Raw genomic sequence first — 21,748 nt, 5'->3', positions numbered from 1 at the left:
TCGCTGCGCCCCCCATCCCATAATGTTCCGGCGCCCTGGGTTACTCCCATCCCGGGCCGCCAGCCCCAAATGTATGATCAATGATCGATGACCATTGATATCCCGGACGGCAACGCGCCCGGCCGTTTCCGTCTATGCCACCCGGCGTGGCATCCGGCGAACCGGCGTCAGACGGCGTCCGGCCCCCGTTCACCGGTGCGGATGCGGATGACATCCTCCACCGGGGTCACGAAAATTTTGCCGTCGCCGATACGGCCGGTATGCGCCGCCTGTTGAATAGCCTCAATGGCGCGATCGACCAACTGATCGTCCATCACGATCTCGATCTTCACCTTGGGCAGGAAGTCCACGACATACTCCGCGCCGCGATACAGCTCGGTATGGCCCTTCTGCCGGCCGAAGCCCTTGGCCTCGGTCACGGTGATGCCCTTGATGCCGACTTCGTGCAGCGCTTCCTTCACCTCGTCCAGCTTGAACGGTTTGATGATGGCTTCGATCTTTTTCATCGCTTACGGCCACGCCTTCGCTTCAAGGGCGGGAGATGGTCGGCACCAGTGCCGGGACTGCGGGGCCCAACGGGGCCGCATGCCTGGGAACTGATGCCGGAAACCCCCCACGATTTTCAATTCGGTATCTGGCCCATAGACAACACGGGTGGGGCGCATCCCGCAACAGGCGTCGCCGCCCCCCATGTGGCCCGGCCGGACCGGGGCAACAGGATAGCACGCCCCATGCCAACCCGGCCGACGGGGCGAGCCCGGCCCTCCGGCCCCTCCGCCCCCAACGTATGCGCACTTCTTATGCAAACAACAGCACAAAAATTAATCAACAGCCTGTATTTTGTCCTTTGAGGTGTCGGTGTGGCTGATTTGCGGGGATGCCAATGCCTCGATTGCAGCCTATCGCGGGGCGCGACCCCGGCATGTGAAGATTATTTTATCAGAATGCTTGACGGGGTGGGGGCAGGTGGTGCAGAAACCCGCCTCACGGCGGCGGTGGTAGCTCAGCTGGTAGAGCTCTCGGTTGTGGTCCGAGCGGTCGTGGGTTCGAGTCCCATCCATCGCCCCATCCTCCTTGTACTATGTATAAGGACAGCAAAGGCGCCCTCACCGGGCGCCTTTTTGCTTTTCTGGGTCCTTTCACCATGCGGCGGCGCTAGACTGACTTCCCGACAGGCAAGCCGGGCGGCACCATGACCTTCACCTTCGGCGACATCTGCGCCCGGGCCCTGGCTTGGCCGGGAGTAGAGGAGGGCACCTCCTATGGCACGCCAGCGCTGAAGGTGCGCGGCAAGCTCCTGGCCCGCCTGCGCGAGGACGGCGACACCCTGGTTGTTACCGGCGTGGACACGGACGAGCGCGCCCTGCTGATGGCTATCGAACCCGCCGTCTATCATCTGACCGACCATTATGTGGGCTGGCCCATCGTGTTGGCGCGCTTGTCCGCCATCTCCAGCCAGAGCTCTTTGGACAAGGTGATGGGCCTGCTACACCGCCAATGGCGCGCGGTGGCGCCCAAGACCCTGGTCCGGCGGTTCGACGTGGCCGGTTCGGCATAGTCGGATCTGCGGCGAACGTCAGTGGCCGCCGCAGCTACTGCCCCCGCATCCGCCATGGCCGCCACATCCGCCGTGCCCGCCGCCGCAATGGCCATGCCCATCCCCGCCGCCGCCGTGATGGTGGCCTTGGCCGCCGCCATCCCCGCTGGTGGAGAATGAGTCGGTCGCACCGCCGCCGTGACTCCGCGTCTTGCTCACCCAGGCCACGGCCAGGGGGCTGGGCGCCGGCCATGCCAACGGGTCGGGCGCCCCGTAGCACTCCTTGTAGGCGATCCAGGTGCGGGCATAAGCCTCCGCGCTACCGGCGCCGACATGATGATGGATGAAGCGGCCGGCCACGGCCTGACAGTAGGCGGCATACAGGGCGGTACACAGCACCAGTTCGTGCCAATAGTCATCGACCAGGCTGTCGGGTGCGCCCAAGGGCTGTTTTGCCGCCCATCCCTGCGGGGCGGCCATCAGGCCGAAATAACGCCGGAACTCCTGTTCCCAGAAAGCGGCGCCGGCGGCGTCCAGGTCATACCGCTTGCGGAAGCGCTCCGTCGCGAGCGAGAGGTCGTGGACGAACACGGCCCGCAGGCGTTTTTGACGTTTGTTGAGAAGGTGGCCGCCCCAGGCGGCTATGGTGGCCCAACTGGCCAGGATCAACGTACCCGGTCCCCAAATGGCGGACATAAGCCCTCGACGGGTGGTTACGGACGACTCCATTATACCTGGGGAATCCCGCCGCCGCCAGCGTGGCGTTGTCTTGCCGCCGCCGGCATCAACCCCTGGTCGTTCAATCGCCCGAGTGTCCGCCCATGGCCCCGACCGCCGCTTCCGCCCTCGCCCTGCTGTCCGTGGCCCACATGCGGGCCGCCGATGCCGCCGCCATTGCGGGGGGAGTGCCGGGCATCACCTTGATGGAGCATGCGGGCCGCGCGGTGGCGGGCGTCGTGATGGCGCGCTTCGGCCTGGGTCCGGTGACGGTGCTGTGCGGGCCGGGCAACAACGGCGGTGACGGATTCGTGGCGGCCCGTCATCTGGCCGCCGCCGGCTGGCCCGTGCGCTTGGCCACGCTGGGGGATCTGGAGCGCTTGACGGGTGATGCGGCCCTGGCGGCGGCCGATTGGGTGGAGATCTGGGGGCGGGACTCGGTGCTGGAGGCCGTACCCGCCGTGCTGGCCGGGGCGACGGTGGTGATCGACGCGCTGTTCGGCGTGGGGCTGTCGCGCCCCCTGGGCGGCAGGGCGGCGGAGGTGGTGGCCGCCATCGCGGATGCGCGCCGGGGCGGGGCCGTCGTGCTGGCGGTGGACGTGCCCAGCGGCCTGGACGCCGACACCGGCGCGCCGGTGGGCGACGTCATGGTCCGGGCCGACGTCACCGTCACCTTCTTCCGCAAAAAGCCGGGGCATCTGCTGTTGCCCGGCCGTGTGGCCTGCGGCGCCACCATCGTGGCCGACATCGGCATTCCCGATGTCGTGCTGGCGGACCCGGCGGTGGCCACGGACGTTTGGGAGAACGGGCCGGCCTTGTTCACCGGCCACCTGCCGCGCCCCCGCGTCGATGACCATAAATATAGGCGGGGCCATGCCCTGGTGCTGGGCGGGGCGGTCATGACCGGGGCGGCGCGTCTGGCGGCGCGCGCCGCGCAGCGCGCCGGCGCGGGCCTGGTGACGGTGGCCAGCCCACCCGCGGCGGAGCTGATCTATCGCCTTTCCAGCCCCAGCCAGATTGTGCGCCCCATGGCGGACCTGCACGCCGCCGAGGCGATCCTGGCCGACCCGCGCATCACGGCAGCCGTGCTGGGTCCGGGCGCCGGTACGGACGACGATGGCCAGGCGCTGCTGCGCGCCCTGGTCGCCGCTGCCCGCCGGCGCGCGGGCGGCCAAGTGGATGCCGGCTCCGGGGGTGCCGGCTTCGGCCTTGTGCTGGACGCCGACATTTTCACCGCCTTCGCCGGCCAGGCGGACGCGCTGGGGGCTCATCTGGCGGGCCGGGTGGTGCTGACCCCGCACGAAGGCGAGTTCGCCCGCCTGTTCGGGCCGGGGCACGCCGTACTGGCGGGGGACAAGCTGACGCGCGCCCAGGCCGCCGCCCGCCATCTGGGTGCGGTCATCCTGCTGAAGGGGCCGGACACGGTCATCGCCCACCCTGATGGCCGTGCCGCCATCGAGGCCGGCGGCCCGCCCACGCTCGCCACCGCAGGGTCGGGTGACGTCCTGGCGGGCCTGTGCCTGGGCCTGCTGGCCGGCGGCATGGACGCCTGGCATGCCGCCCTGGCCGCCGCCTGGCTGCATGCCCGGGCCGCCCTGCGCTTCGGTCCCGGCCTGGTGGCCGAGGACTTGCCAGAACAGGTGCCGACCCTGTTGGCGGACTTGGCGGCAACGTGACGGCAAGGCGGGCGGCGAGATGCCAAATAAAAATCCTATAAAATTGTAGATAAGCCCGCTGACATCCACGTCGGCGACTAAGCCCTCCCCTTTGGCGCAGACCAACCCCCACAGCCTGTCGCGGCAGGAATATTTAAAATGCCATATTTGCCATATGCCAAAAGCATTGCCCGCACTAAAACAATGAGATACTCTTGATATAGATTGAAACTGCTTCGCGGCATTTGCCCCCGACCAGGGGCGTGACTGGCCGGCACAATAACCATTTCCACCCCCACTGGGCTTCCGGCACGCGTATCTGGTCCGGGCCTGGGAAGGGTCGGCTTCCCGAAGTATTGGGAACTGTGGGGGTGGCGCCGACCCATGTCGAGGTATCGCGGGCGGGGCAAGGCGACGGGGCCTTTATCCCGAACGTCTGGTGTCGGCGCCAATAAACGCCCTGTTCATTGGGTGGAGTGCCGGGCCTGCTTTATTAGGGGGGCAAGTGTGGGCTTCTCTCTTTTCCGCCGGTCGCGCCTGGACGATCCGTTGCAGGTTGGCGCGCAGTATCGTCGGGTCGTTTCCGGCAGCGTGACGGAAACGGCAGAGGTCTTGACCATCACCACAGACAGTTTCCACATCCCACACGTGCGTTTCATGGTGCGCAACAACCTGCCCGAAGGCAGTTGCGCCCCGGACCAGCGCACGCTGTCGGCTGAAAGCTTCAGCCGCCTGTTCAACGAGCGGGTCGCCAGCTGACGGGACCCCCTACTCGGTGCGCTCATACATCTTCTGCGCAACCACCCTTTCCAACCCGACCCCACCCGGCAGCCCGTCTCCACCCAGGGTGACTGCGCGTTTTCCTGAGGGTGCGCGGGTGAGGGCCATCGCATCCGCCGCATGGCTGCAACGCCGGCGGCGTTTCCTACAGATCATGACCAGGCGGTGGACGGGATCGGAACCGCCCCGCCGAACCGGCCGCGTGTCCCTCGCCGGAGGTGGTAGTCCCCGGAACGGCCTGGAATAGTTGGTGGAATTGCCCATATCGTCCACCTGGGCCACTCTCGCTGGTGGCTATGCCGGCAGGCATTCCGCCATGCCGGTATGCCCCGGAAGGCGTGCTAGGGACGGTCGGTATGGGATGGAAAGACGCGATGTCCTCTGAGGCCCCGGCGTGGTCGGCGCCCATCCCGCCTGCGCCTTCCGTCCCGGCTCCGTTCCCTCCCGTGACTTTCACCGGCCCTGTGGGTGACCTGGTGGATCTGGTCCAGGCCTTGTCCTTCTGCCGCGACGTGCCCAGCGTCATGGCTGTGGTGCGCATGGCGGCCAGGGTGCTGAGCGGTGCCGACGGCGTCACCTTCGTCCTGCGGGATGGCGAGCTGTGCCACTACGCGGATGAGGATGCCATCGGCCCCCTGTGGAAGGGCCGGCGCTTTCCCTTGTCCACCTGCATATCCGGCTGGGTCATGCTGAACCGGCAGCCGGCGGTCATTCCCGACATCTATCAGGATGATCGCATCCCCCATGACGCCTACCGCCCCACCTTTGTGAAAAGCCTGGTGATGGTGCCGGTCCGCACGGATGAGCCGGTGGCCGCCATCGGCGCCTATTGGGCGACGGTGCGCATGCCCAAGGCCGAGGAGGTGGCATTGCTGCAGGCTGTTGCCCATTCCACCGCCGTGGCCCTGACCAATGTCCAGCTTTATGAGTCGCTACGCGCCGCCGTCGCCGAAAGCCAGGCGCGGGCGGAGGAGGCGGAAAGGGCCAATCGCGCCAAGTCCGTCTTCCTGGCCGCGATCAGCCATGATCTGCGCCAACCGCTGCAGACCATGCGGCTTTACCACAATATGCTGAGTGAGCGGGCGGCCAACGGCCGCGCCGCTGTTGCCCCGGCGGCTGCCGGTGGCGCCGTTTTCCGCCCTGCATCCGCCAACGGGTTGGCCAACGCTCTTGACCGCAAGCTGATCGCGGGCATGGGGGAAGCGCTATCGGCGGGGGAGGAGCTGTTGCGCGCCCTGCTGGACGTGTCGGTGCTGGACGCCGGCACGGTGACGGCGAATCCGCAGCGCTTCGGTCTGGAGGCGATGGTGGCCGGCCTGGTCAGCGCCGTACGGGGCGACGCCGAGAAGGCGGGGGTGGAGATCCGCCTGCGCGCCGCCGCCAAGGCCGGCCCGCAGGCGGCCCTGGAGGAGGCGGACACCGACCCCGTCCTGCTGAAATGCATCCTGCGCAACCTGCTGACCAACGCCATCCGCTACACCGGCCGCGGCGGGCGCGTCCTGGTTTCCACCCGCCGCCGGGGCCGGTCCATGCTGGTCCAGGTGTGGGATACGGGCGTGGGCATTTCCGCCGATCAGCTGGACACGGTGTTCGAAGATTTCGTCCAGCTGAGCAATCCGGAACGTGACCGGACCAAGGGACTGGGACTGGGGCTGGGCATCGTCCGCCGCATGGCCCGCCTGCTGGGCACCACCGTCACCGTGCGCTCGGTTCCCGGCCGTGGCTCGGTCTTCTCGGTCCTGGTGCCTTGCGTGCCGACGGCGCCGGCTGTGGGGGCCCCGGCCACCAGGGACAGCCTGCGGGCCTTTCCCCGCGACGGCCAGCGCCCGGCCCAGCGGGAGAGCGACCCGCGCACCATCCTGGCGGTGGAGGACGACGCTCTGCAGCGCATGGCGCTGGGCGCCATCATCGAGAGCTGGGGCTATCGCGTCATCACCGCCGCCGGGTCCGACGACGCCCTGGCTGCCATGCGCGACGCCGTGCGCCTGCCGGGCCTGGTGATCAGCGACTTCCGCCTGCCCGGTCCCCTCAACGGCGTGCAGCTGGTGGCCCGCCTGGGCAACGAGGTGCGGCGCCATCTGCCCGGCATCATCGTCACCGGCGACACCGACCCCGCCCGCATCCAGGAGGCGTCGGCCACCGGCTGCGTCCTGATCCACAAGCCCTACCTGCCCGAGGTCCTGCGCGCCGCCATTGAGGAGGCGATGCGCGGGGAGGACGAGGGCGGAGGCCGGAGGGATGACCAGGCGGGGGCGTTGGACGCCTGAGGGACCAGCCTGCGGCGAAACGGCATCAAAACTTTCAAGGGGCAAATTTTTAAATACCGGGCTTCAGGCCCGGCGCGGCCGGGTCTATAACCCTGGGCAACGATCGGGCGCCGCCTCCCCTCGCGGTGGCACGCGCCCCACCCTTAGGGAAGATCTACGGTATGCCCGACGCCGCCTCGACCGTTATGGCCGCCCCCGCCGACAAGATCCGCCTGCTGGAGGCGCTGGAGCGCAAGGTGCTCTGGCTGTCGGCCTGGACCATCCACAACGCCAACCACATCCGCCCGTCGCGCGACGGGTTGAAGGTGGGCGGCCACCAGGCCTCCAGCGCCTCGCTGGCCAGCATCATGACGGCGCTTTATTTCGACGTGCTGCGGCCGCAGGACCGGGTGGCGGTGAAACCGCACGCCAGCCCCGTCTTCCATGCCATCCAATACATGCTGGGCCGCCAGACCCAGGAGAAGCTGGAGCGTTTCCGCGCTTTGGGCGGGGCCCAGAGCTACCCCTCGCGCACCAAGGACACCGACGATGTGGACTTCTCGACCGGCTCGGTCGGCTTGGGCGTCGCCGTCACCGCCTTCGCTTCCCTGGTGCAGGACTATGTGCGCCTGAAGGGCCTGTCGGACCAGCCGGAGGGACGCATGGTCGCCCTGGTGGGCGATGCCGAGATGGACGAGGGCAACGTCTTCGAAGCCATGCTGGAAGGCTGGAAGCACGATCTGCGCAACACCTGGTGGATCATCGACTATAACCGCCAGAGCCTGGACAGCGTGGTGTCGGACCGGCTGTGGGTGCCCATTGAGGGCATGTTCCGCTCGCTGGACTGGAACGTGCAGATCCTGAAGTACGGCAAGAAGCTGGAGGCCGCGTTCGCGCAAGAGGGGGGCGACGCCCTGCGCCAGTGGATCGACACCTGCCCCAACCAGCTGTATTCCGCCCTGACCTTCAAGGGCGGGGCCGCCTGGCGCGAGGCGCTGACCCACGACTTGGGCGACACGCGCGGCATCCGCCACATCCTGGACGCCCATGACGACGCGGCCCTGGGCACCCTCATGACCAACCTGGCGGGCCATGACCTACCCACGCTGCTGGAGACCTTTCACGGTACGACCGACGACCGCCCGGCTTGCTTCATCGCCTACACGGTCAAGGGCCGGGGCTTGCCCTTCCAGGGACACAAGGACAACCATTCCGGCCTGATGAACCCGGACCAGATGGCCGCCTTCAAGGCCGCCTGCCGGCTGAAGGACGGCCAGGAATGGGACCGGTATGCGGGCCTGGACGTCGATCCGGCGGCGCTGGACGCCTTCCTGGCGGACGTGCCTTTCGCCCAGGGTACCGGTCCGGGTAAGGCGAGCCGCCGCCTGAAGGCCGCCGCGATCCCGGTGCCGCCCGCCCTGGCGGTCGATCTGGGCGCCCGCATGTCGACGCAGGAGGGATTCGGCAAAATCCTGGGTGAGATCGCCAAGGGCGACGACGACCTGGCCGCGCGCATCGTCACCACCTCCCCCGACGTCACCGTGTCCACCAACCTAGGCCCCTGGGTGAACCGGCGCGGCCTGTTCGCGCGTACCGAGACGCAGGACGTCTTCCGCGAACAGAAGGTGGTTTCCGCCCAGCGCTGGCAAGGGGCCCCCGGCGGCCAGCACATCGAGCTGGGCATCGCCGAGCACAACCTGTTCCTCATGCTGGCGGCCCTGGGCCTCAGCCATGACCTGTTCGGCGCCCGGCTGCTGCCCATCGGCACCCTTTACGACCCCTTCATCAAGCGCGGCCTGGACGCCATGAACTACGCCGCCTACCAGGACGCCCGCTTCATGGTGGTGGCCACCCCCTCGGGCGTCACCCTGGCGCCGGAGGGTGGGGCGCATCAGTCCATCGCCACGCCGCTGATCGGCATGGGCCTGCCCAACGTGTCCAGCTATGAGCCCGCCTATGTCGATGAACTGGCGGCCATCATGGCCTGGGGGTTCGACCATATGCAGCGGCCGGACGGCGGCTCCCTCTACCTGCGCCTGACCACCCGCCAAGTGGACCAGCCCAAGCGCGACCGGGGCCTGGACCGCGACGCCGTCATCGCCGGCGGGTATTGGCTGCGCCCGCCGGCGCCGGATGCGGAGTTCGCCATCGTCTATTGCGGCGCCCTGGCGCCCGAGGCGCTGGAGGCCCATGCCCAGGTGCTGGAGGACTGCCCCGGCGCCGGCCTGCTGGCGGTGACCTCGCCGGATCGGCTGCACGCCGGGTGGACGGCGGCGCAACGGCAGGGCAGGGGCGGCGACGCCCATGTCCACCGCTTGCTGTCGGCCCTGCCGGCCGGTGCCAAGCTGGTGACCGTCATCGACGGCCATCCCGCCACCCTGTCCTGGCTGGGCTCCGTGCGCGGCCAGACCGTGGCGGCCCTGGGGGTTGAGACGTTCGGCCAGTCCGCCGACATCCCCGACCTGTATCGGGTCCAGGGCCTGGATGCCGACGCCATCGTGGACGCGTGCGCCAAGGTGCTTTTGGGCTGATATGCGACCAAGCCACCGGCATGAGCCCCCATGCCGGTGGTGGCCCGCGGCCGCCGCTTGAGGGCGACACAGACCCTCAGAACTCTCCCAATGCCCTGATCTGGGTGCCGTGGGCCGTGAAGTTCTCCGGCGCCAGCCAAGCCGCCAGGCGCTGGCGGCGCGCCGGCCATTCCGCATCCAGAATGGAAAAGACGTTGCTGTCCCAGTTGCGGCCCTTCAGCCACAAGGTCTGGCGCAGCAACCCCTCATGGGTGAAGCCGTAGCGCAGCGCCGCCTTGATGGAGGCGACGTTGGGCGGGCCGCAGCGCCATTCCAGGCGGCGATAGCCCCCCTGGCCCGCCCCTTGGCCCAGCGCATAGTCGATCAGCAGGAACACGCCCTCCGTCCCGGTCACCTTGCGGCTGAGGAGGGGGCCGTAGACCAGGCCCATCTCCACCGTTCCCATGTCGGGGTTGGCGTTCAGCAGCAGCAGCAGGCCGGCGGCCGCCGGCGCGCCGCCCGTCTTGTCCATCACCGCGTACATGGTCTGCCCCGGCCGGGGCAGGCGGTCGCGCAGCCATTGGGTAAAGGCCGCCTGGTCCGCGAAGGGGCCGCCGGGAATGTGGTCCCACAGGTTGGCGTGCTGGCCGATCGCCAGCCACAGGCCAGGGGCATGGCGGTCCAAGTCGATCCGTTCCAGATCCACCGTGCGGCCGGGCAGCCGGTCGGCGGTCAGGGCCGGGCGGGGCAGGTCGGGAATGAGGGGCGGCGATGGGGCGGTCATGGCGGCGGCGGTCATGCGGCGGGGAACCTCGGTTGGCGCGGGCGGTCCTTGGGGAAATACAGCATAACAAGCACTTCGTTGCCGCCGATAGCCGGCTTCATGGGGTGATTCGTCGATGGGCTTCGCAATGGCCGCCACTTTCGGTCTGGCCGGCGGGGCTGACCGGTGGGGTGGGACGGGCGGCGCTCGGCCCTTTGATAGGCCCCACCCCTGGCCTAGATTCCTATTTACGCGGGTGCGCGGGTGCTATAGATCGGACGGCGCCTGGAAGGGTCCGGGCGCTATTTCCATGCCTATTCCCCATTGGCGCCGCCGGCGTCGGCGGGGGCGGGCTTCTGGGAACGGGGCGCCCAAGCGATCCTAGAACCGGGTTTGGCCGCGGGCGTGGCGGAACTGGTAGACGCGCCGGATTTAGGTTCCGGTGACGAAAGTCGTGGGGGTTCGAGTCCCTTCGCCCGCACCAAGCACGAGATATCAACCCAACCGCCCGTGGTCCGTCCGGCCCCGGGCACCCAGGGGCCGGGAACGCCGGCATCCGGGGCCGATCAAAGAGACAGGTTCGAATAGTCCCATGAACATCACCGAGACCAGCACCGAAGGCCTGCGCCGCGAATACACGGTCGTCATCCCCGCCGCCGACGTGGCCGGCCGCGTGGACGCCCAGCTGAAGGAAATTGGCAAGACCGTGCGCATGCCGGGCTTCCGCCCGGGCAAGGTGCCGATGTCGGTGCTGAAGCAGCGCTATGGGCAGTCGGTGATGGGTGAAGTGCTGGACAAGGCCATGTCCGACAGCGCCGCCAAGGTGGTCGAGCAGCACAGCCTGCGTCCCGCCCTGCAGCCCAAGGTCGAGATCGTGAAGTTCGAGGTCGAGAGCGCCAGCGACCTGGAGTTCAAGCTGGCCTACGAGGTGCTGCCGGAATTCGAGCCCGCCGACCTCAGCGGCGTCGCCATCGAGAAGCCGGTGGTCGAGATCACCGATGAACAGGTGGACGAGGCCGTGGGCCGCATCGCCGCCGGCCGCAAGACCTCCGCGCCGCTGACCGAGGACCGTCCGGCCGCCAAGGGCGACATCGTCGTCATCGACTTCGACGGTTCGGTCGACGGTGAGAAGCGCCCCGGCATGAAGGGCGAGGGCCATGAGCTGGAGCTGGGCTCCGGCAGCTTCATCGACACCTTCGAGGAGCAGCTGGAGGGTACGCGCGCTGGTGACCACCGCACCGTCAACGTCACCTTCCCCGAGGGCTACCACGCCGCCGAGCTGGCCGGTAAGGCCGCCGTGTTCGAGGTGGACGTGAAGGAAGTGAAGCAGGCGGTCGAGGCGACCATCGACGACGAGTTCGCCAAGGGCCTGGGCTTCGACGACCTGGCCGTGCTGAAGACCGTGATCCGGGATCGCCTGGGCGGCGACTACACCGTCATGAGCCGCCTGCGCGCCAAGCGCGCCCTGCTGGACCAGCTGGCGGAGCTGCACAGCTTCGAGGTGCCGCAGGGCATGGTCGATATCGAATTCGACCAGATCTGGAAGCGCCTGCAGGACGAGCTGAAGGCCGGCGACGCGGGCGAGGACGCCGGCAAGGACGAGGAGGAGCTCCGGAAGGAGTACCGCGACATCGCCGTCCGGCGTGTTCGTTTGGGCCTGGTCCTTTCCGAGATCGGTCAGAAGAACAATATAACGGTGGCGAGGGAAGAGCTGAACCAGGCCGTGCTGGCCGAGGTGCGGCGCTACCCGGGCCAGGAGCGTGAGGTTTTCGACTTCTTCAAGAACAACCCCCAGGCGGTCGAAAGCCTGCGGGCCCCGGTTTTTGAAGACAAGGTTGTCGACTTCATCCTGGGACAGGTTAAGGTGACGGAGAAGCCCGTGTCGGCTGAAGAGCTGATGCAGGACCCCGATGAGGAAGAGGCGGCCTAAGGTCGCGTCTCCCGTCTTCGGTTTCTGACGGGCCTCGGTATTCAAACGGAATGGGGGAGGGATCGTCCCTCCCCCGGACCGGCAACGGGCCCGGGGATGGCCCCCGGGTCGGACGCAGCGCTGGAGCAGGCATGATCGACTTTGAGCCGCAGATGAACACGCTGGTCCCCATGGTGGTCGAGCAGACCAACCGGGGTGAGCGGGCCTACGACATCTATTCGCGCCTGTTGAAGGAACGGATCATCTTCCTCGTCGGTGGCGTGAACGACGCGGTGTCCAGCCTGATCTGCGCCCAGCTTCTGTTCCTGGAAGCGGAAAACCCCACGAAGGAAATCTCCTTCTACATCAATTCGCCGGGCGGCATCGTCACCTCGGGCTTGGCGATCTACGACACCATGCAGTACATCCGCTGCCCGGTGGCGACCCTGTGCATCGGCCAGGCGGCCTCCATGGGCTCGCTGCTGCTGGCCGGCGGCTCCGAGGGGCGGCGCTTCTCGCTGCCCAACAGCCGCATCATGATCCACCAGCCCTCGGGCGGCGCCCAGGGCCAGGCGGCGGACATCGAAATCCAGGCGCGCGAGATCCTGAAGATCCGGCATCGCCTCAACGAGATCTACGTGCGCCACACCGGCCAGCCGATCGACAAGATCGAGCGGGCGATGGAGCGTGACAACTTCATGACCGCGGACGAGGCCAAGGCGTTCGGCTTGATCGACGACGTCATCGCCACCCGTCCCGGCGCCGGTGGGACCGCCCAGGCGGCCTGAGGTGCCAACGGTTTAGCGTCCGGGCTCCGGCGGGATTAACCTTCCGCCGGAACGCCCCCACCGGGATACCCCGGTATGGGTGTTCGGACACGAAGAGACACACGGGGGGTTGAAAGCCCAGCGTTCCGTGGTGTTGAATGGGCAGGCAGTGGCGGGTGAGCGGTGTTTCATCCCCTTGTCCGCCGGCCGATCCCGGGAGGATCGGGCCCCGGTTCCGTCATCGTGATGGCTCCGGGTGACTGTCCCGGTGATGTACGGAGCTTTTATGACCAAGTCGACCGGCAGCGATTCGAAGAATACCCTCTACTGCTCCTTCTGCGGGAAGAGCCAGCACGAGGTGCGGAAGCTCATTGCCGGCCCCACGGTGTTCATCTGCGATGAATGCGTGGAATTGTGCATGGACATCATCCGCGAAGAGAACAAGACGACGCTGGTGAAGTCCCGCGACGGCGTTCCCACCCCACGCGACATCTGCGCGGTGCTGGATGACTACGTCATCGGGCAGAGCCACGCCAAGCGCGTGCTCTCGGTCGCCGTGCACAACCACTACAAGCGGCTGGCACACGGCACCAAGCACAGCGACGTCGAACTGGCGAAGTCCAACATCCTGCTGATCGGCCCTACGGGCTGTGGCAAGACCCTGTTGGCCCAGACGCTGGCCCGCATCATTGACGTCCCCTTCACCATGGCCGACGCCACCACGCTGACCGAAGCCGGTTACGTGGGCGAGGACGTGGAGAACATCATCCTCAAGCTGCTGCAGGCCGCGGACTACAATGTTGAGCGGGCGCAGCGTGGCATCGTCTACATCGACGAGGTCGACAAGATCAGCCGCAAGTCCGACAACCCGTCCATCACCCGCGACGTGTCGGGCGAGGGCGTGCAGCAGGCCTTGCTGAAGATCATGGAAGGCACCGTCGCCTCCGTGCCGCCGCAGGGCGGGCGCAAGCATCCGCAGCAGGAATTCCTGCAGGTGGACACGACCAACATCCTGTTCATCTGCGGCGGCGCCTTCGCCGGCCTGGAGAAGATCATCGCCGCCCGCGGCAAGGGCACGTCCATCGGCTTCGGCGCCGATGTGAAGGGCCCGGACGACCGCCGCACCGGCGACGTGCTGCGCGAGGTGGAGCCTGAGGATCTGCTGAAGTTCGGCCTCATCCCGGAATTCGTCGGCCGTCTGCCCGTGGTGGCGACGCTGAACGACCTGGACGAGGAAGCGCTGATCGAGATCCTGACCAAGCCCAAGAACGCGCTGGTGAAGCAGTATCAGCGCCTGTTCGAGATGGAGGACGTGAAGCTGTCCTTCGCCGAAGAGGCTCTGAAGTCCATCGCCAACAAGGCCATTCAGCGCAAGACCGGCGCCCGTGGCCTGCGCTCCATCATGGAGTCCATCCTGCTGGAGTCGATGTTCGATCTGCCGGGCCTGCAGGGCGTGGATGAGATCGTCATCAATGGCGAGGTGGTCGAGGGCCGCGCCCAGCCGCTGTACATCTACGCCGACCGCAAGGCGGAGGCCGCCCCCGTCGCCTGACGGGGCCCGTGCATCGGCGATAGCCAGTTTGGATAGTCTTGAGACCCGGGAAGTCCCTGATCGTGGGGGTTTCCCGGGTTTTATTTTGCCTTCGCCGCATAATTGGTCCGGAATCCAGGCACTTGGGACCGCGAGGGTCCCAAATGGCGGGCCACATGGTTGCAAAAGCGCGAGTTTCCCGCCGTCCGACCCTTCCGTAGCGCAGATTTCGTCGGGTTCAAGCCCTTGAAGGGGGGGGATCGGTGTGCCACGTTACCAGGGCGACCTCCCGACGCCGTGCCCATGACGGGGCGGCTGGTGGATGGCGGGCCAGGCCCATTACGGGCTGGCCGCTGAGATTCTGAGTGGAAGGTCAGATCTATGTTGGAAGCCACCCGAGGAACCCTTTACCCGGTCCTCCCCCTGCGCGACATCGTGGTGTTCCCGCACATGATCGTGCCCCTGTTCGTGGGGCGCGAAAAGTCGGTGCGCGCGCTGGAAGACGTGATGAAGGATGACAAGCAGATCCTGCTGGTCACCCAGAAGAACGCCGCCCAGGACGATCCCACGCCCGACGACATCTATTCCGTCGGCACCATCGGCACCGTGCTGCAGTTGCTGAAGCTGCCCGACGGGACGGTGAAGGTGCTGGTCGAAGGCGGGCAGCGTGCGCGCATCGTCAGTTTCGAGCGCAATGAGGACTTCTTCCAGGCCTATGCCGAGCCCATCGAGGAAAAGACGGGCGAAGCGCAAGAGGCGGAGGCTTTGGCCCGCGCCGCGGTGGCCCAGTTCGAACAGTACATCAAGCTGAACAAGAAGATTCCGCCGGAGGTCCTGGTCTCGGTCAACCAGATTGAGGAACCGGGCAAGCTGGCCGACACCATCGCTTCGCACCTGGCGCTGAAGATTCCGGAGAAGCAGCAGCTTCTGGAAGCGGCGACGGTGGGTGAGCGGCTGGAGAAGGTCTACGCCTTCATGGAAGGCGAGATCGGCGTACTGCAGGTGGAAAAGCGCATCCGCAACCGCGTCAAGCGGCAGATGGAGAAGACCCAGCGCGAGTACTATCTGAACGAGCAGATGAAGGCCATCCAGAAGGAACTCGGCGAGTCCGAGGATGGCAAGGACGAGGTCGCCGAGCTCGAGGAACGCATCGCCAAGACCCGCTTCAGCAAGGAAGCCCGGGAAAAGGCGCTGGCTGAGGTCAAGAAGCTGCGGACCATGAGCCCCATGTCCGCCGAGGCGACGGTCGTGCGCAACTACCTGGATTGGATGCTGTCCATTCCGTGGAAGAAGCGCACCAAGGTGAAGAAGGACATCAAGGGGGCCGAGGCCATCCTGGATGCCGATCACTACGGCCTGGAGAAGGTCAAGGAGCGTATCCTGGAGTACCTGGCCGTGCAGCAGCGCATGGACAAGGTGAAGGGTCCCATCCTGTGCCTCGTCGGCCCGCCCGGCGTCGGCAAGACCTCGCTCGGCAAGTCCATCGCCAAGGCCACGGGCCGCAACTTCGTCCGCGTGTCGCTAGGCGGCGTGCGGGATGAGGCCGAGGTGCGCGGCCACCGCCGCACCTACATCGGCTCCATGCCCGGCAAGGTCATCCAGGGCATGAAGAAGGCGAAGTCGTCGAATCCGCTGTTCCTGCTGGACGAGATCGACAAGTTGGGCGCCGATTGGCGGGGCGACCCGTCCTCCGCCCTGCTGGAGGTCCTGGATCCCGAGCAGAACGGCACCTTCAACGATCACTACCTCGAGGTGGACTACGACCTCTCCGACGTGATGTTCGTCTGCACGGCCAACACCCTGCGCATGCCCCAGCCTCTGCTGGACCGCATGGAGGTGATCCGGCTGTCGGGCTACACCGAAGACGAGAAGATCGAGATCACCCGCGGCCACCTGATCGACAAGGAGCTGAAGTCGCACGGCCTGAAGGCGGGCGAGTTCACCATCTCCGACGACGCGTTGCGCGACCTCATCCGCTACTACACCCGGGAAGCCGGCGTGCGCAGCCTGGAGCGTGAGATCGCCAACCTGGCCCGCAAGGCCATCAAGGAGATCCTGATGAAGGGGGTCGACAAGGTGTCGATCACCCGTCGCAACCTCGACAAGTATGCCGGCGTGCGCCGGTTCCACTATGGCGAGGCGGAGAAGGAGGATCTGGTGGGCTGCACCACCGGTCTTGCCTGGACCGAGGTGGGCGGCGAGCTGCTGACCATCGAGGCGGTGATGCTGCGCGGCAAGGGCCGCGTCACCACCACGGGCAAGCTGGGCGACGTCATGAAGGAATCGGTGCAGGCCGCCGAGAGCTTCGTGAAGTCCCGCTCCGCCCAATTCGGCATCAAACCGACGCTTTTCGAGCGCAAGGATATTCACGTCCATGTACCCGAAGGGGCTACGCCTAAGGACGGTCCGTCCGCTGGCGTTGCGATGACAACCTCCATCGTGTCGGTGCTGACGGGCATTCCCGTGCGCAAGGATGTCGCCATGACCGGCGAAATCACACTGCGCGGTCGGGTCCTGCCCATCGGCGGCCTGAAGGAGAAATTGCTGGCGGCTTTGCGCGGCGGCATCAAGACCGTGTTGATTCCAAAGGATAATGAGAAGGACCTCGCTGACATTCCCGACAACGTCAAGCGCGGCCTGACCATCATCCCGGTGACGACGGCGGACGAGGTGCTGGCCAACGCGCTGGTGCAGCCGCTGGTGCCGATCGAGTGGTCGGAGCCGGAAGTCGTTGAGCCCGTCGCCGCGAAAGCCGCGGAAGACGGTAAGGATGACGTGATTCGGCATTGAAGTACGAACCGAAATCGTGTGAATTGAAGACCTGACGCGACGGCCCCGGGGCGGATAACCCCGGGGCCGTACGTCCGAACCGAATCCCAATCCCGGCGCGTGCCCCGCGACCGGGACGAAATCCAAGATCAGATTCCTGCTTCAAGAAGGGGGGCCTTAAGTGAATAAGAACGATCTCGTTGCCGCCGTCGCCGCGAGTGCGGAGCTGTCCAAGGCTGATGCGAACAAGGCGGTCGATGCGGTGTTCGAGGGCATCACCGAAGCCCTCAAGAAGGGTGATGAGGTTCGCCTGGTTGGTTTCGGCACCTTCGCCGTTGCCGAGCGCGCCGCTTCGGAAGGCCGCAACCCGCGTACGGGCGAGGCGATCTCCATCGCCGCCAGCAAGCAGCCGAAGTTCAAGCCCGGCAAGGGCCTGAAGGACGCGCTGAACTAAGAACGGCCCAACCGCCGTTTTATGCCGGTCTTGGGGGCCGGTCGCCGCAGCCTGCGGCCCGCCCCCGCCCGGATGTTCAGGCACGCCGCTCCAACTATGGGGCGGTGCGCTCGGGGGACACCGGCCATGGCCGGCTACAGTCCCGAGCCCAGTGCTTATAAAAGGCGGGACGCCAATGGGTGTTCCCGTCTTTTTTGTTTCCGCGGCATTATTATTTTTCCAGGCCCCCTTTCGCAAAAGGGGTTCCCAAACGGGTCACGGGCCGCTAAAGCCTCATGTCCCGGCGACCCGCTTGACGGCGGGGGGCTGGTCGGACGCGATGGGCGGTTAGCTCAGGGGTAGAGCAGGTGCTTTACACGCATCGGGCCGGGGGTTCAAATCCCTCACCGCCCACCATCGCCACAGGTCCCATCGCTCCAGGTCCAGGACAGCATGCCGCCAGTCTTTCGCCCAGACACCCGCAGCAGGGCGTCAACGGGTCGAAGGCCGGGGCGGCGGCTGGTGTCGCTATGCCATTTGGCCCCGGATTGTCACTTTGACCGGCGGGGCAAACCTGTAATCATCCCCCCGGGTTGCCCATATAGGGGCGATCCAGCGGCACGGGGCATTTCTGTGATTGGCAAAGCGCGCGGAGCCTTCCCATCCTCACCCTTATGCAGCGGGGACGGTGGTGGTTGCGCATGTGAGGACGGCGGCGACGGCGTCCGGTTTTGGAGGGGGCATGGCGTCGAACGGGCAGTCGATCTGGGGGGAAGTGGTCGATCTTTATCGCGAGGTATTCGCCAACCCGGCGCGCATCGTCCGTTTCCTGGGTATGCCGGCCGTCTTCAGTCTGGCGACTGCCCTTTTTTTTCAAACGCGCAACATCCAGTTCGTCGGTCATGAGCTCAATGACGAGCGAATGGAAGAGTTCGGCTTCCTCCTTCTTATCACCGCCGTCTTCCAGACCTGGGCACATATGCGCTCCCTCTCTGCCTGGAGCCGTTGGATTCATACCAGCAAGGAGCCGGTGACTTTCCTGCAACCTGGCTTCGGGCGCAACGAGTGGGCCGCCACCGGCTGGCAGATCCTCTACTTCTTCACAGGGGCCATTCTCTTGATGGTCCTTTTTTTCGTCAAAGCCCTGCTGGTGGATCCGACAACTGAAGATCAGGCGGGGCCTGGCGTCTGGCTGGCTGGGGCCGCTGCAGCGATCGCCGTGGGTGTGCTGGCGCTACATGTTACCGTGCGCTTGGGTATTGGTTTGGTCGCTATTCTGCAAGGCGAGCAACCCGCCTTCGGCAAGTACTGGAGAGCTTCGTCTGTCCTGGGTTGGCGTCTGACTGGCGTGGTGCTGATCAGTCAGGCGGCATTCCAGCTTCCCTGCTTCTTCTTCAACAGACTGTTTATAGGCGACTTGATGGCCGCCAGCACCGACGTGGTCGTCAGTCTCTTGTGGACCTTGGCCATGGCCGTGGTGAATTTCATCTGCGTCGCCTTGCTGGGCGTGGCCCTTGCCCGGGCGCACCGGGCGTTGAGCCAGGACGGCACGGCTGCCCAGGTCCTGCCGGCCGCGGGCGGCCAGGGGCGGTGATGGGTCTCCTGCCGCCTGACGGGGCCGGCGGGCTAACCCGCCAGCATCGAATCTTGCTGATCATCCTGGGCTTGGCCATGATCGGCGGGCGCGTCTGGGATATGAACCATGATCGCAGCGCTGGCCCGTGGATGAACGTCCTGGTCATCGTCCTGGGCGCCGTCGTCCTGGCGGCGGCCTTGCTGGCGGGCCGGGACCGGTCAGGACGCTAATTCGCCCGCCCGGAAACGCCTGCCCGCCCCCGCTGCCCGCCCCCGCGCCTGGACTAGACGCCCCATGGAAACGATGACCGCCGTCCTCATCCTGCTGGTGACCGTAGCGGTTTCCGGCATCATCGGCCGGTTCGTGACGCGGGTGCCCCAGCCCTTGATCCAGGTGGCGCTGGGGGCGGCGTTGGGCTGGGCGTCGGGCGTGCCCATCGTCCTCAACCCCGACCTCTTCCTGTTGGTGTTCATTCCGCCGTTGCTGTTCCTGGACGCCTGGCGATTCCCCGCGACGGAGTTGCGGCGCCTGGGCGGCATCATCGTGACCCTGGCGGTGGGCCTGGTGGTGTTCACCGTGGTGGGGGCGGGCCATGTCATCCACTGGCTGCTGCCGGCCGTCCCCCTGTCCACCGCCTTCGCGCTGGCGGCCGTGCTGTCGCCCACCGACGCCGTGGCCGTGTCGGGTATGGCGGCCGGCGGCGGCATGCCCCGCCGCTTGAAGCATATATTGGAGGGGGAGGCACTGCTGAACGACGCCTCCGGCCTGGTGTGCCTGCAGTTCGCCGTGACCGCGGCGCTCACCGGCACCTTTTCCATCGGCGGCGCGGCGGTGGCCTTCCTTTGGGCGGCGGGCGGCGGCCTGCTGGTGGGCGTGGTCGTGGTGGCCGCCGTGCACCTGGTCCAGAGCTGGATCATACGCCTGCGGGGCGATTCCCCCGCCGCCACCATCCTGACCATGCTGCTGGTTCCCTTCGCCGCCTATCTGGCGGCGGAGCATCTGGACATGTCCGGCATCCTGGCGGCGGTCGCCGCCGGCATGACGCTGAACCTGCTGCCGCTGGAGGAGTCGGGGCAGGTGGCCACCCGCCTGCAGGGCACGGCGGTGGGCGACATGATCCAGTTCACCCTCAACGGCGTCATCTTCGTGCTGCTGGGCTGGCAACTGCCCGGCATCCTGGTCCAGGCGCCCATGATCGCCATGCAGGCGGGCGCCCCGCACACCGGGCCCATGGATATGCCGGTCAGCCTCGGCTGGCTGGGCCTGCATGTCGCCGCCATCGTCGGCGCCCTGCTGACCCTGCGGCTGGTATGGGTCTGGCTGTCGCTGCTGGTCAGCCGGGCCATTGCCCAGCGGCGGGGGCGCGCGCGGGCCGGGGGGGCCGCCGGCTCAACCTTCCGCCTGGTCAGCGTCACCACCGTTTCCGGCGTGCGCGGCGCCGTCACCCTGGCGGGCGTCCTGTCCCTGCCGGTCTGGCTGCGGGAGGGCGTGGCTTTTCCCGGTCGTGACGTCGCCATTTTCCTGGCCTCCGGCGTCATCCTGGTGTCGCTGCCCATGGCCAGCCTGATGCTGCCCTGGCTGCTGCGCGGCCTCAGCATGCCGGGAGAGGACCTTACGGTGGAGGAGGAGAGGGTGGCGGAGGCCGCCCTGGCCCGCGCTGCCCTGCGCCGTCTGGAGCAGGCCCACCAGGCCGTGTCTCCCGCCGCATCCGAGGCCGATCTTTATACGGAGGCGGCGCTGCGCCTGATGGAGTTCTACCGCCGCCAGGTGGAGGACCCCGACATGCCGGTGGATGCCCGGGTGTTGAGCCGCCGGCGCTTGGCCATCGAGGCGGAGCTGCGGCTGGCGGCGGTCCGGGCCAAGCGCGATGAGCTGGCGCGTCTGCACCGCACCCACGCCATCAGCGACGAGACCTGGCGCCGCATGATGCACAGCCTGGACATGATGGAAGCGTCCCTCGGCCGCTCCCGCGTGCTTTAGGCGCAGCCCCGGTGTTGCCGCCGCCACTTGCGGTGGCGGGGTCGCTGCCGGCCCACACATGGCTGCCCCTATCCAACAGCAGTGGTCGTTTTCCCGTCGGGCGCCTTCCTGGAAAGTGCTACCCTCGGTCCATCCCCGGACGCATGAGTCCGGGCGGCCTGCCTGGCAACGAACCGGAGCATACGGTCATGGAGAGTGATGAGCGCCGCCTGGGCGATCGGATTCTGAGCGCGCTGGAATTGGCGGTGGAGCAGGGCAACCTTACGGTGGCGGAGCCGCTGGCCCAGGCCCTGGAACTGAGCATGACAGCCTTCGGTGGGCCCGATGCCGTGGACCACCGCGGCGTGCCGATGCGCCTGCTGGACGCGCTTGACCGGCTGGACAGCCTGCGTCGCGCTCAGAAAGTCGCTTAAAATCAACAACTTATAAAAAGACAAAAAAAATCGCCACCGCCGCGTTTTTCTTGTTTGACAAGGGGTGGGCGTTTTTACTACAAACCGCGCACCGCAGCGACGCTGACGGCGCGAAACGCACCGAACGATAAACGAACGGGGCGAAATAAGGCCGGAAAGCGA

At 66.9% G+C, this 21,748-nt stretch carries 17 protein-coding genes and 3 tRNA genes; 17 read left to right on the top strand and 3 right to left on the bottom strand.

All coding sequences use genetic code 11. The features are described from left to right. Positions 1-167 precede the first annotated feature (167 nt). Complete coding sequence (locus tag FBZ87_RS01385) at positions 168-506, bottom strand: P-II family nitrogen regulator (protein WP_004274165.1); 339 nt, start codon at positions 504-506, stop codon at positions 168-170. A gap of 486 nt (positions 507-992) precedes the next feature. Here FBZ87_RS01385 and FBZ87_RS01380 point away from each other — a divergent pair. After that, positions 993-1,068: transfer RNA gene (locus tag FBZ87_RS01380), tRNA-His, on the top strand. Positions 1,069-1,192: 124 nt separating this feature from the next. Beyond that, positions 1,193-1,558 carry an MmcQ/YjbR family DNA-binding protein gene (locus FBZ87_RS01375; RefSeq protein ID WP_145608552.1) on the top strand — a complete coding sequence of 122 codons (366 nt, stop codon included), beginning with the start codon at positions 1,193-1,195 and terminating at the stop codon, positions 1,556-1,558. Between the two features lie 18 nt (positions 1,559-1,576). On the opposite strand, the gene FBZ87_RS01370 is transcribed toward FBZ87_RS01375, so the two are convergent. Beyond that, positions 1,577-2,233 (bottom strand): glycine-rich domain-containing protein, encoded by a 657-nt coding sequence (locus FBZ87_RS01370; protein WP_211106808.1) that lies wholly within the window; start codon positions 2,231-2,233, stop codon positions 1,577-1,579. Between the two features lie 125 nt (positions 2,234-2,358). Here FBZ87_RS01370 and FBZ87_RS01365 point away from each other — a divergent pair, with 125 nt between their 5' ends. The 4 genes from FBZ87_RS01365 to FBZ87_RS01350 all read left to right on the top strand — a co-directional run bounded on the left by FBZ87_RS01365 (position 2,359) and on the right by FBZ87_RS01350 (position 9,466). Then, positions 2,359-3,930, top strand: a complete 1,572-nt coding sequence (locus FBZ87_RS01365; RefSeq protein WP_145608548.1) for an NAD(P)H-hydrate dehydratase — start codon at positions 2,359-2,361, stop codon at positions 3,928-3,930. Between the two features lie 486 nt (positions 3,931-4,416). Next, complete coding sequence (locus FBZ87_RS01360; protein ID WP_138918590.1) at positions 4,417-4,668, top strand: hypothetical protein; 252 nt, start codon at positions 4,417-4,419, stop codon at positions 4,666-4,668. A 467-nt stretch (positions 4,669-5,135) separates the two neighbouring features. Continuing rightward, positions 5,136-6,956, top strand: coding sequence for a hybrid sensor histidine kinase/response regulator (locus FBZ87_RS01355; RefSeq protein WP_211106807.1), 1,821 nt, complete (start codon positions 5,136-5,138; stop codon positions 6,954-6,956). Positions 6,957-7,117: 161 nt separating this feature from the next. Next, positions 7,118-9,466 carry a transketolase gene (locus tag FBZ87_RS01350; RefSeq protein ID WP_211106806.1) on the top strand — a complete coding sequence of 783 codons (2,349 nt, stop codon included), beginning with the start codon at positions 7,118-7,120 and terminating at the stop codon, positions 9,464-9,466. 76 nt (positions 9,467-9,542) lie between these two features. Here the strand turns inward: FBZ87_RS01350 and FBZ87_RS01345 are convergent, their stop codons facing one another. Beyond that, positions 9,543-10,244 (bottom strand): GNAT family N-acetyltransferase, encoded by a 702-nt coding sequence (locus FBZ87_RS01345; RefSeq protein ID WP_145608544.1) that lies wholly within the window; start codon positions 10,242-10,244, stop codon positions 9,543-9,545. A gap of 363 nt (positions 10,245-10,607) precedes the next feature. Here FBZ87_RS01345 and FBZ87_RS01340 point away from each other — a divergent pair. The 11 genes from FBZ87_RS01340 to FBZ87_RS01295 all read left to right on the top strand — a co-directional run bounded on the left by FBZ87_RS01340 (position 10,608) and on the right by FBZ87_RS01295 (position 21,586). Further along, positions 10,608-10,692: transfer RNA gene (locus tag FBZ87_RS01340), tRNA-Leu, on the top strand. Between the two features lie 108 nt (positions 10,693-10,800). Beyond that, on the top strand, positions 10,801-12,138 hold the full coding sequence (gene tig / locus FBZ87_RS01335) for a trigger factor (RefSeq protein WP_145608542.1): 1,338 nt from the start codon (positions 10,801-10,803) through the stop codon (positions 12,136-12,138). A 131-nt stretch (positions 12,139-12,269) separates the two neighbouring features. After that, complete coding sequence (gene clpP / locus FBZ87_RS01330; protein ID WP_145608540.1) at positions 12,270-12,905, top strand: ATP-dependent Clp endopeptidase proteolytic subunit ClpP; 636 nt, start codon at positions 12,270-12,272, stop codon at positions 12,903-12,905. Between the two features lie 265 nt (positions 12,906-13,170). Beyond that, a complete protein-coding gene (clpX, locus tag FBZ87_RS01325) occupies positions 13,171-14,436 on the top strand; it encodes an ATP-dependent Clp protease ATP-binding subunit ClpX (protein WP_040849805.1) in 1,266 nt (421 codons plus the stop codon). A 360-nt stretch (positions 14,437-14,796) separates the two neighbouring features. Beyond that, entirely contained in the window at positions 14,797-17,205 is a 2,409-nt protein-coding gene (lon, locus tag FBZ87_RS01320; protein ID WP_145608538.1) for an endopeptidase La, read from the top strand. Between the two features lie 160 nt (positions 17,206-17,365). Continuing rightward, on the top strand, positions 17,366-17,638 hold the full coding sequence (locus tag FBZ87_RS01315; RefSeq protein WP_004274300.1) for an HU family DNA-binding protein: 273 nt from the start codon (positions 17,366-17,368) through the stop codon (positions 17,636-17,638). Positions 17,639-17,959: 321 nt separating this feature from the next. Then, positions 17,960-18,034 (top strand) — tRNA-Val (locus tag FBZ87_RS01310). Positions 18,035-18,359: 325 nt separating this feature from the next. Continuing rightward, positions 18,360-19,211 (top strand): hypothetical protein, encoded by an 852-nt coding sequence (locus FBZ87_RS01305; protein ID WP_145608536.1) that lies wholly within the window; start codon positions 18,360-18,362, stop codon positions 19,209-19,211. Positions 19,212-19,264: 53 nt separating this feature from the next. After that, positions 19,265-19,423, top strand: coding sequence for a hypothetical protein (locus FBZ87_RS29020; protein WP_186454508.1), 159 nt, complete (start codon positions 19,265-19,267; stop codon positions 19,421-19,423). Between the two features lie 64 nt (positions 19,424-19,487). Continuing rightward, positions 19,488-21,173: a Na+/H+ antiporter gene (locus tag FBZ87_RS01300; RefSeq protein WP_145608534.1), complete on the top strand. Its 1,686-nt coding sequence runs from the start codon at positions 19,488-19,490 to the stop codon at positions 21,171-21,173. A gap of 188 nt (positions 21,174-21,361) precedes the next feature. Next, entirely contained in the window at positions 21,362-21,586 is a 225-nt protein-coding gene (locus FBZ87_RS01295) for a hypothetical protein (protein ID WP_145608533.1), read from the top strand. Positions 21,587-21,748 lie beyond the last annotated feature (162 nt).

It is taken from the genome of Nitrospirillum amazonense (assembly GCF_007828035.1).
Classification (GTDB): Bacteria; Pseudomonadota; Alphaproteobacteria; order Azospirillales; family Azospirillaceae; genus Nitrospirillum; species Nitrospirillum amazonense.
This window is presented reverse-complemented; position numbering and strand designations above follow the sequence as displayed.

Excerpts from the sequence above, each read along its gene's own strand:
- lon (WP_145608538.1), top strand. The coding sequence starts at position 14,797 with ATGTTGGAAGCCACCCGAGGAACCCTTTACCCGGTCCTCCCCCTGCGC.
- FBZ87_RS01305 (WP_145608536.1), top strand. The coding sequence starts at position 18,360 with ATGGCGTCGAACGGGCAGTCGATCTGGGGGGAAGTGGTCGATCTTTAT.
- FBZ87_RS01370 (WP_211106808.1), bottom strand. The coding sequence starts at position 2,233 with ATGTCCGCCATTTGGGGACCGGGTACGTTGATCCTGGCCAGTTGGGCC.
- clpX (WP_040849805.1), top strand. The coding sequence starts at position 13,171 with ATGACCAAGTCGACCGGCAGCGATTCGAAGAATACCCTCTACTGCTCC.
- clpP (WP_145608540.1), top strand. The coding sequence starts at position 12,270 with ATGATCGACTTTGAGCCGCAGATGAACACGCTGGTCCCCATGGTGGTC.
- FBZ87_RS01385 (WP_004274165.1), bottom strand. The coding sequence starts at position 506 with ATGAAAAAGATCGAAGCCATCATCAAACCGTTCAAGCTGGACGAGGTG.
- FBZ87_RS01365 (WP_145608548.1), top strand. The coding sequence starts at position 2,359 with ATGGCCCCGACCGCCGCTTCCGCCCTCGCCCTGCTGTCCGTGGCCCAC.
- FBZ87_RS01345 (WP_145608544.1), bottom strand. The coding sequence starts at position 10,244 with ATGACCGCCGCCGCCATGACCGCCCCATCGCCGCCCCTCATTCCCGAC.
- tig (WP_145608542.1), top strand. The coding sequence starts at position 10,801 with ATGAACATCACCGAGACCAGCACCGAAGGCCTGCGCCGCGAATACACG.
- FBZ87_RS01375 (WP_145608552.1), top strand. The coding sequence starts at position 1,193 with ATGACCTTCACCTTCGGCGACATCTGCGCCCGGGCCCTGGCTTGGCCG.
- FBZ87_RS01300 (WP_145608534.1), top strand. The coding sequence starts at position 19,488 with ATGGAAACGATGACCGCCGTCCTCATCCTGCTGGTGACCGTAGCGGTT.
- FBZ87_RS01295 (WP_145608533.1), top strand. The coding sequence starts at position 21,362 with ATGGAGAGTGATGAGCGCCGCCTGGGCGATCGGATTCTGAGCGCGCTG.
- FBZ87_RS01350 (WP_211106806.1), top strand. The coding sequence starts at position 7,118 with ATGCCCGACGCCGCCTCGACCGTTATGGCCGCCCCCGCCGACAAGATC.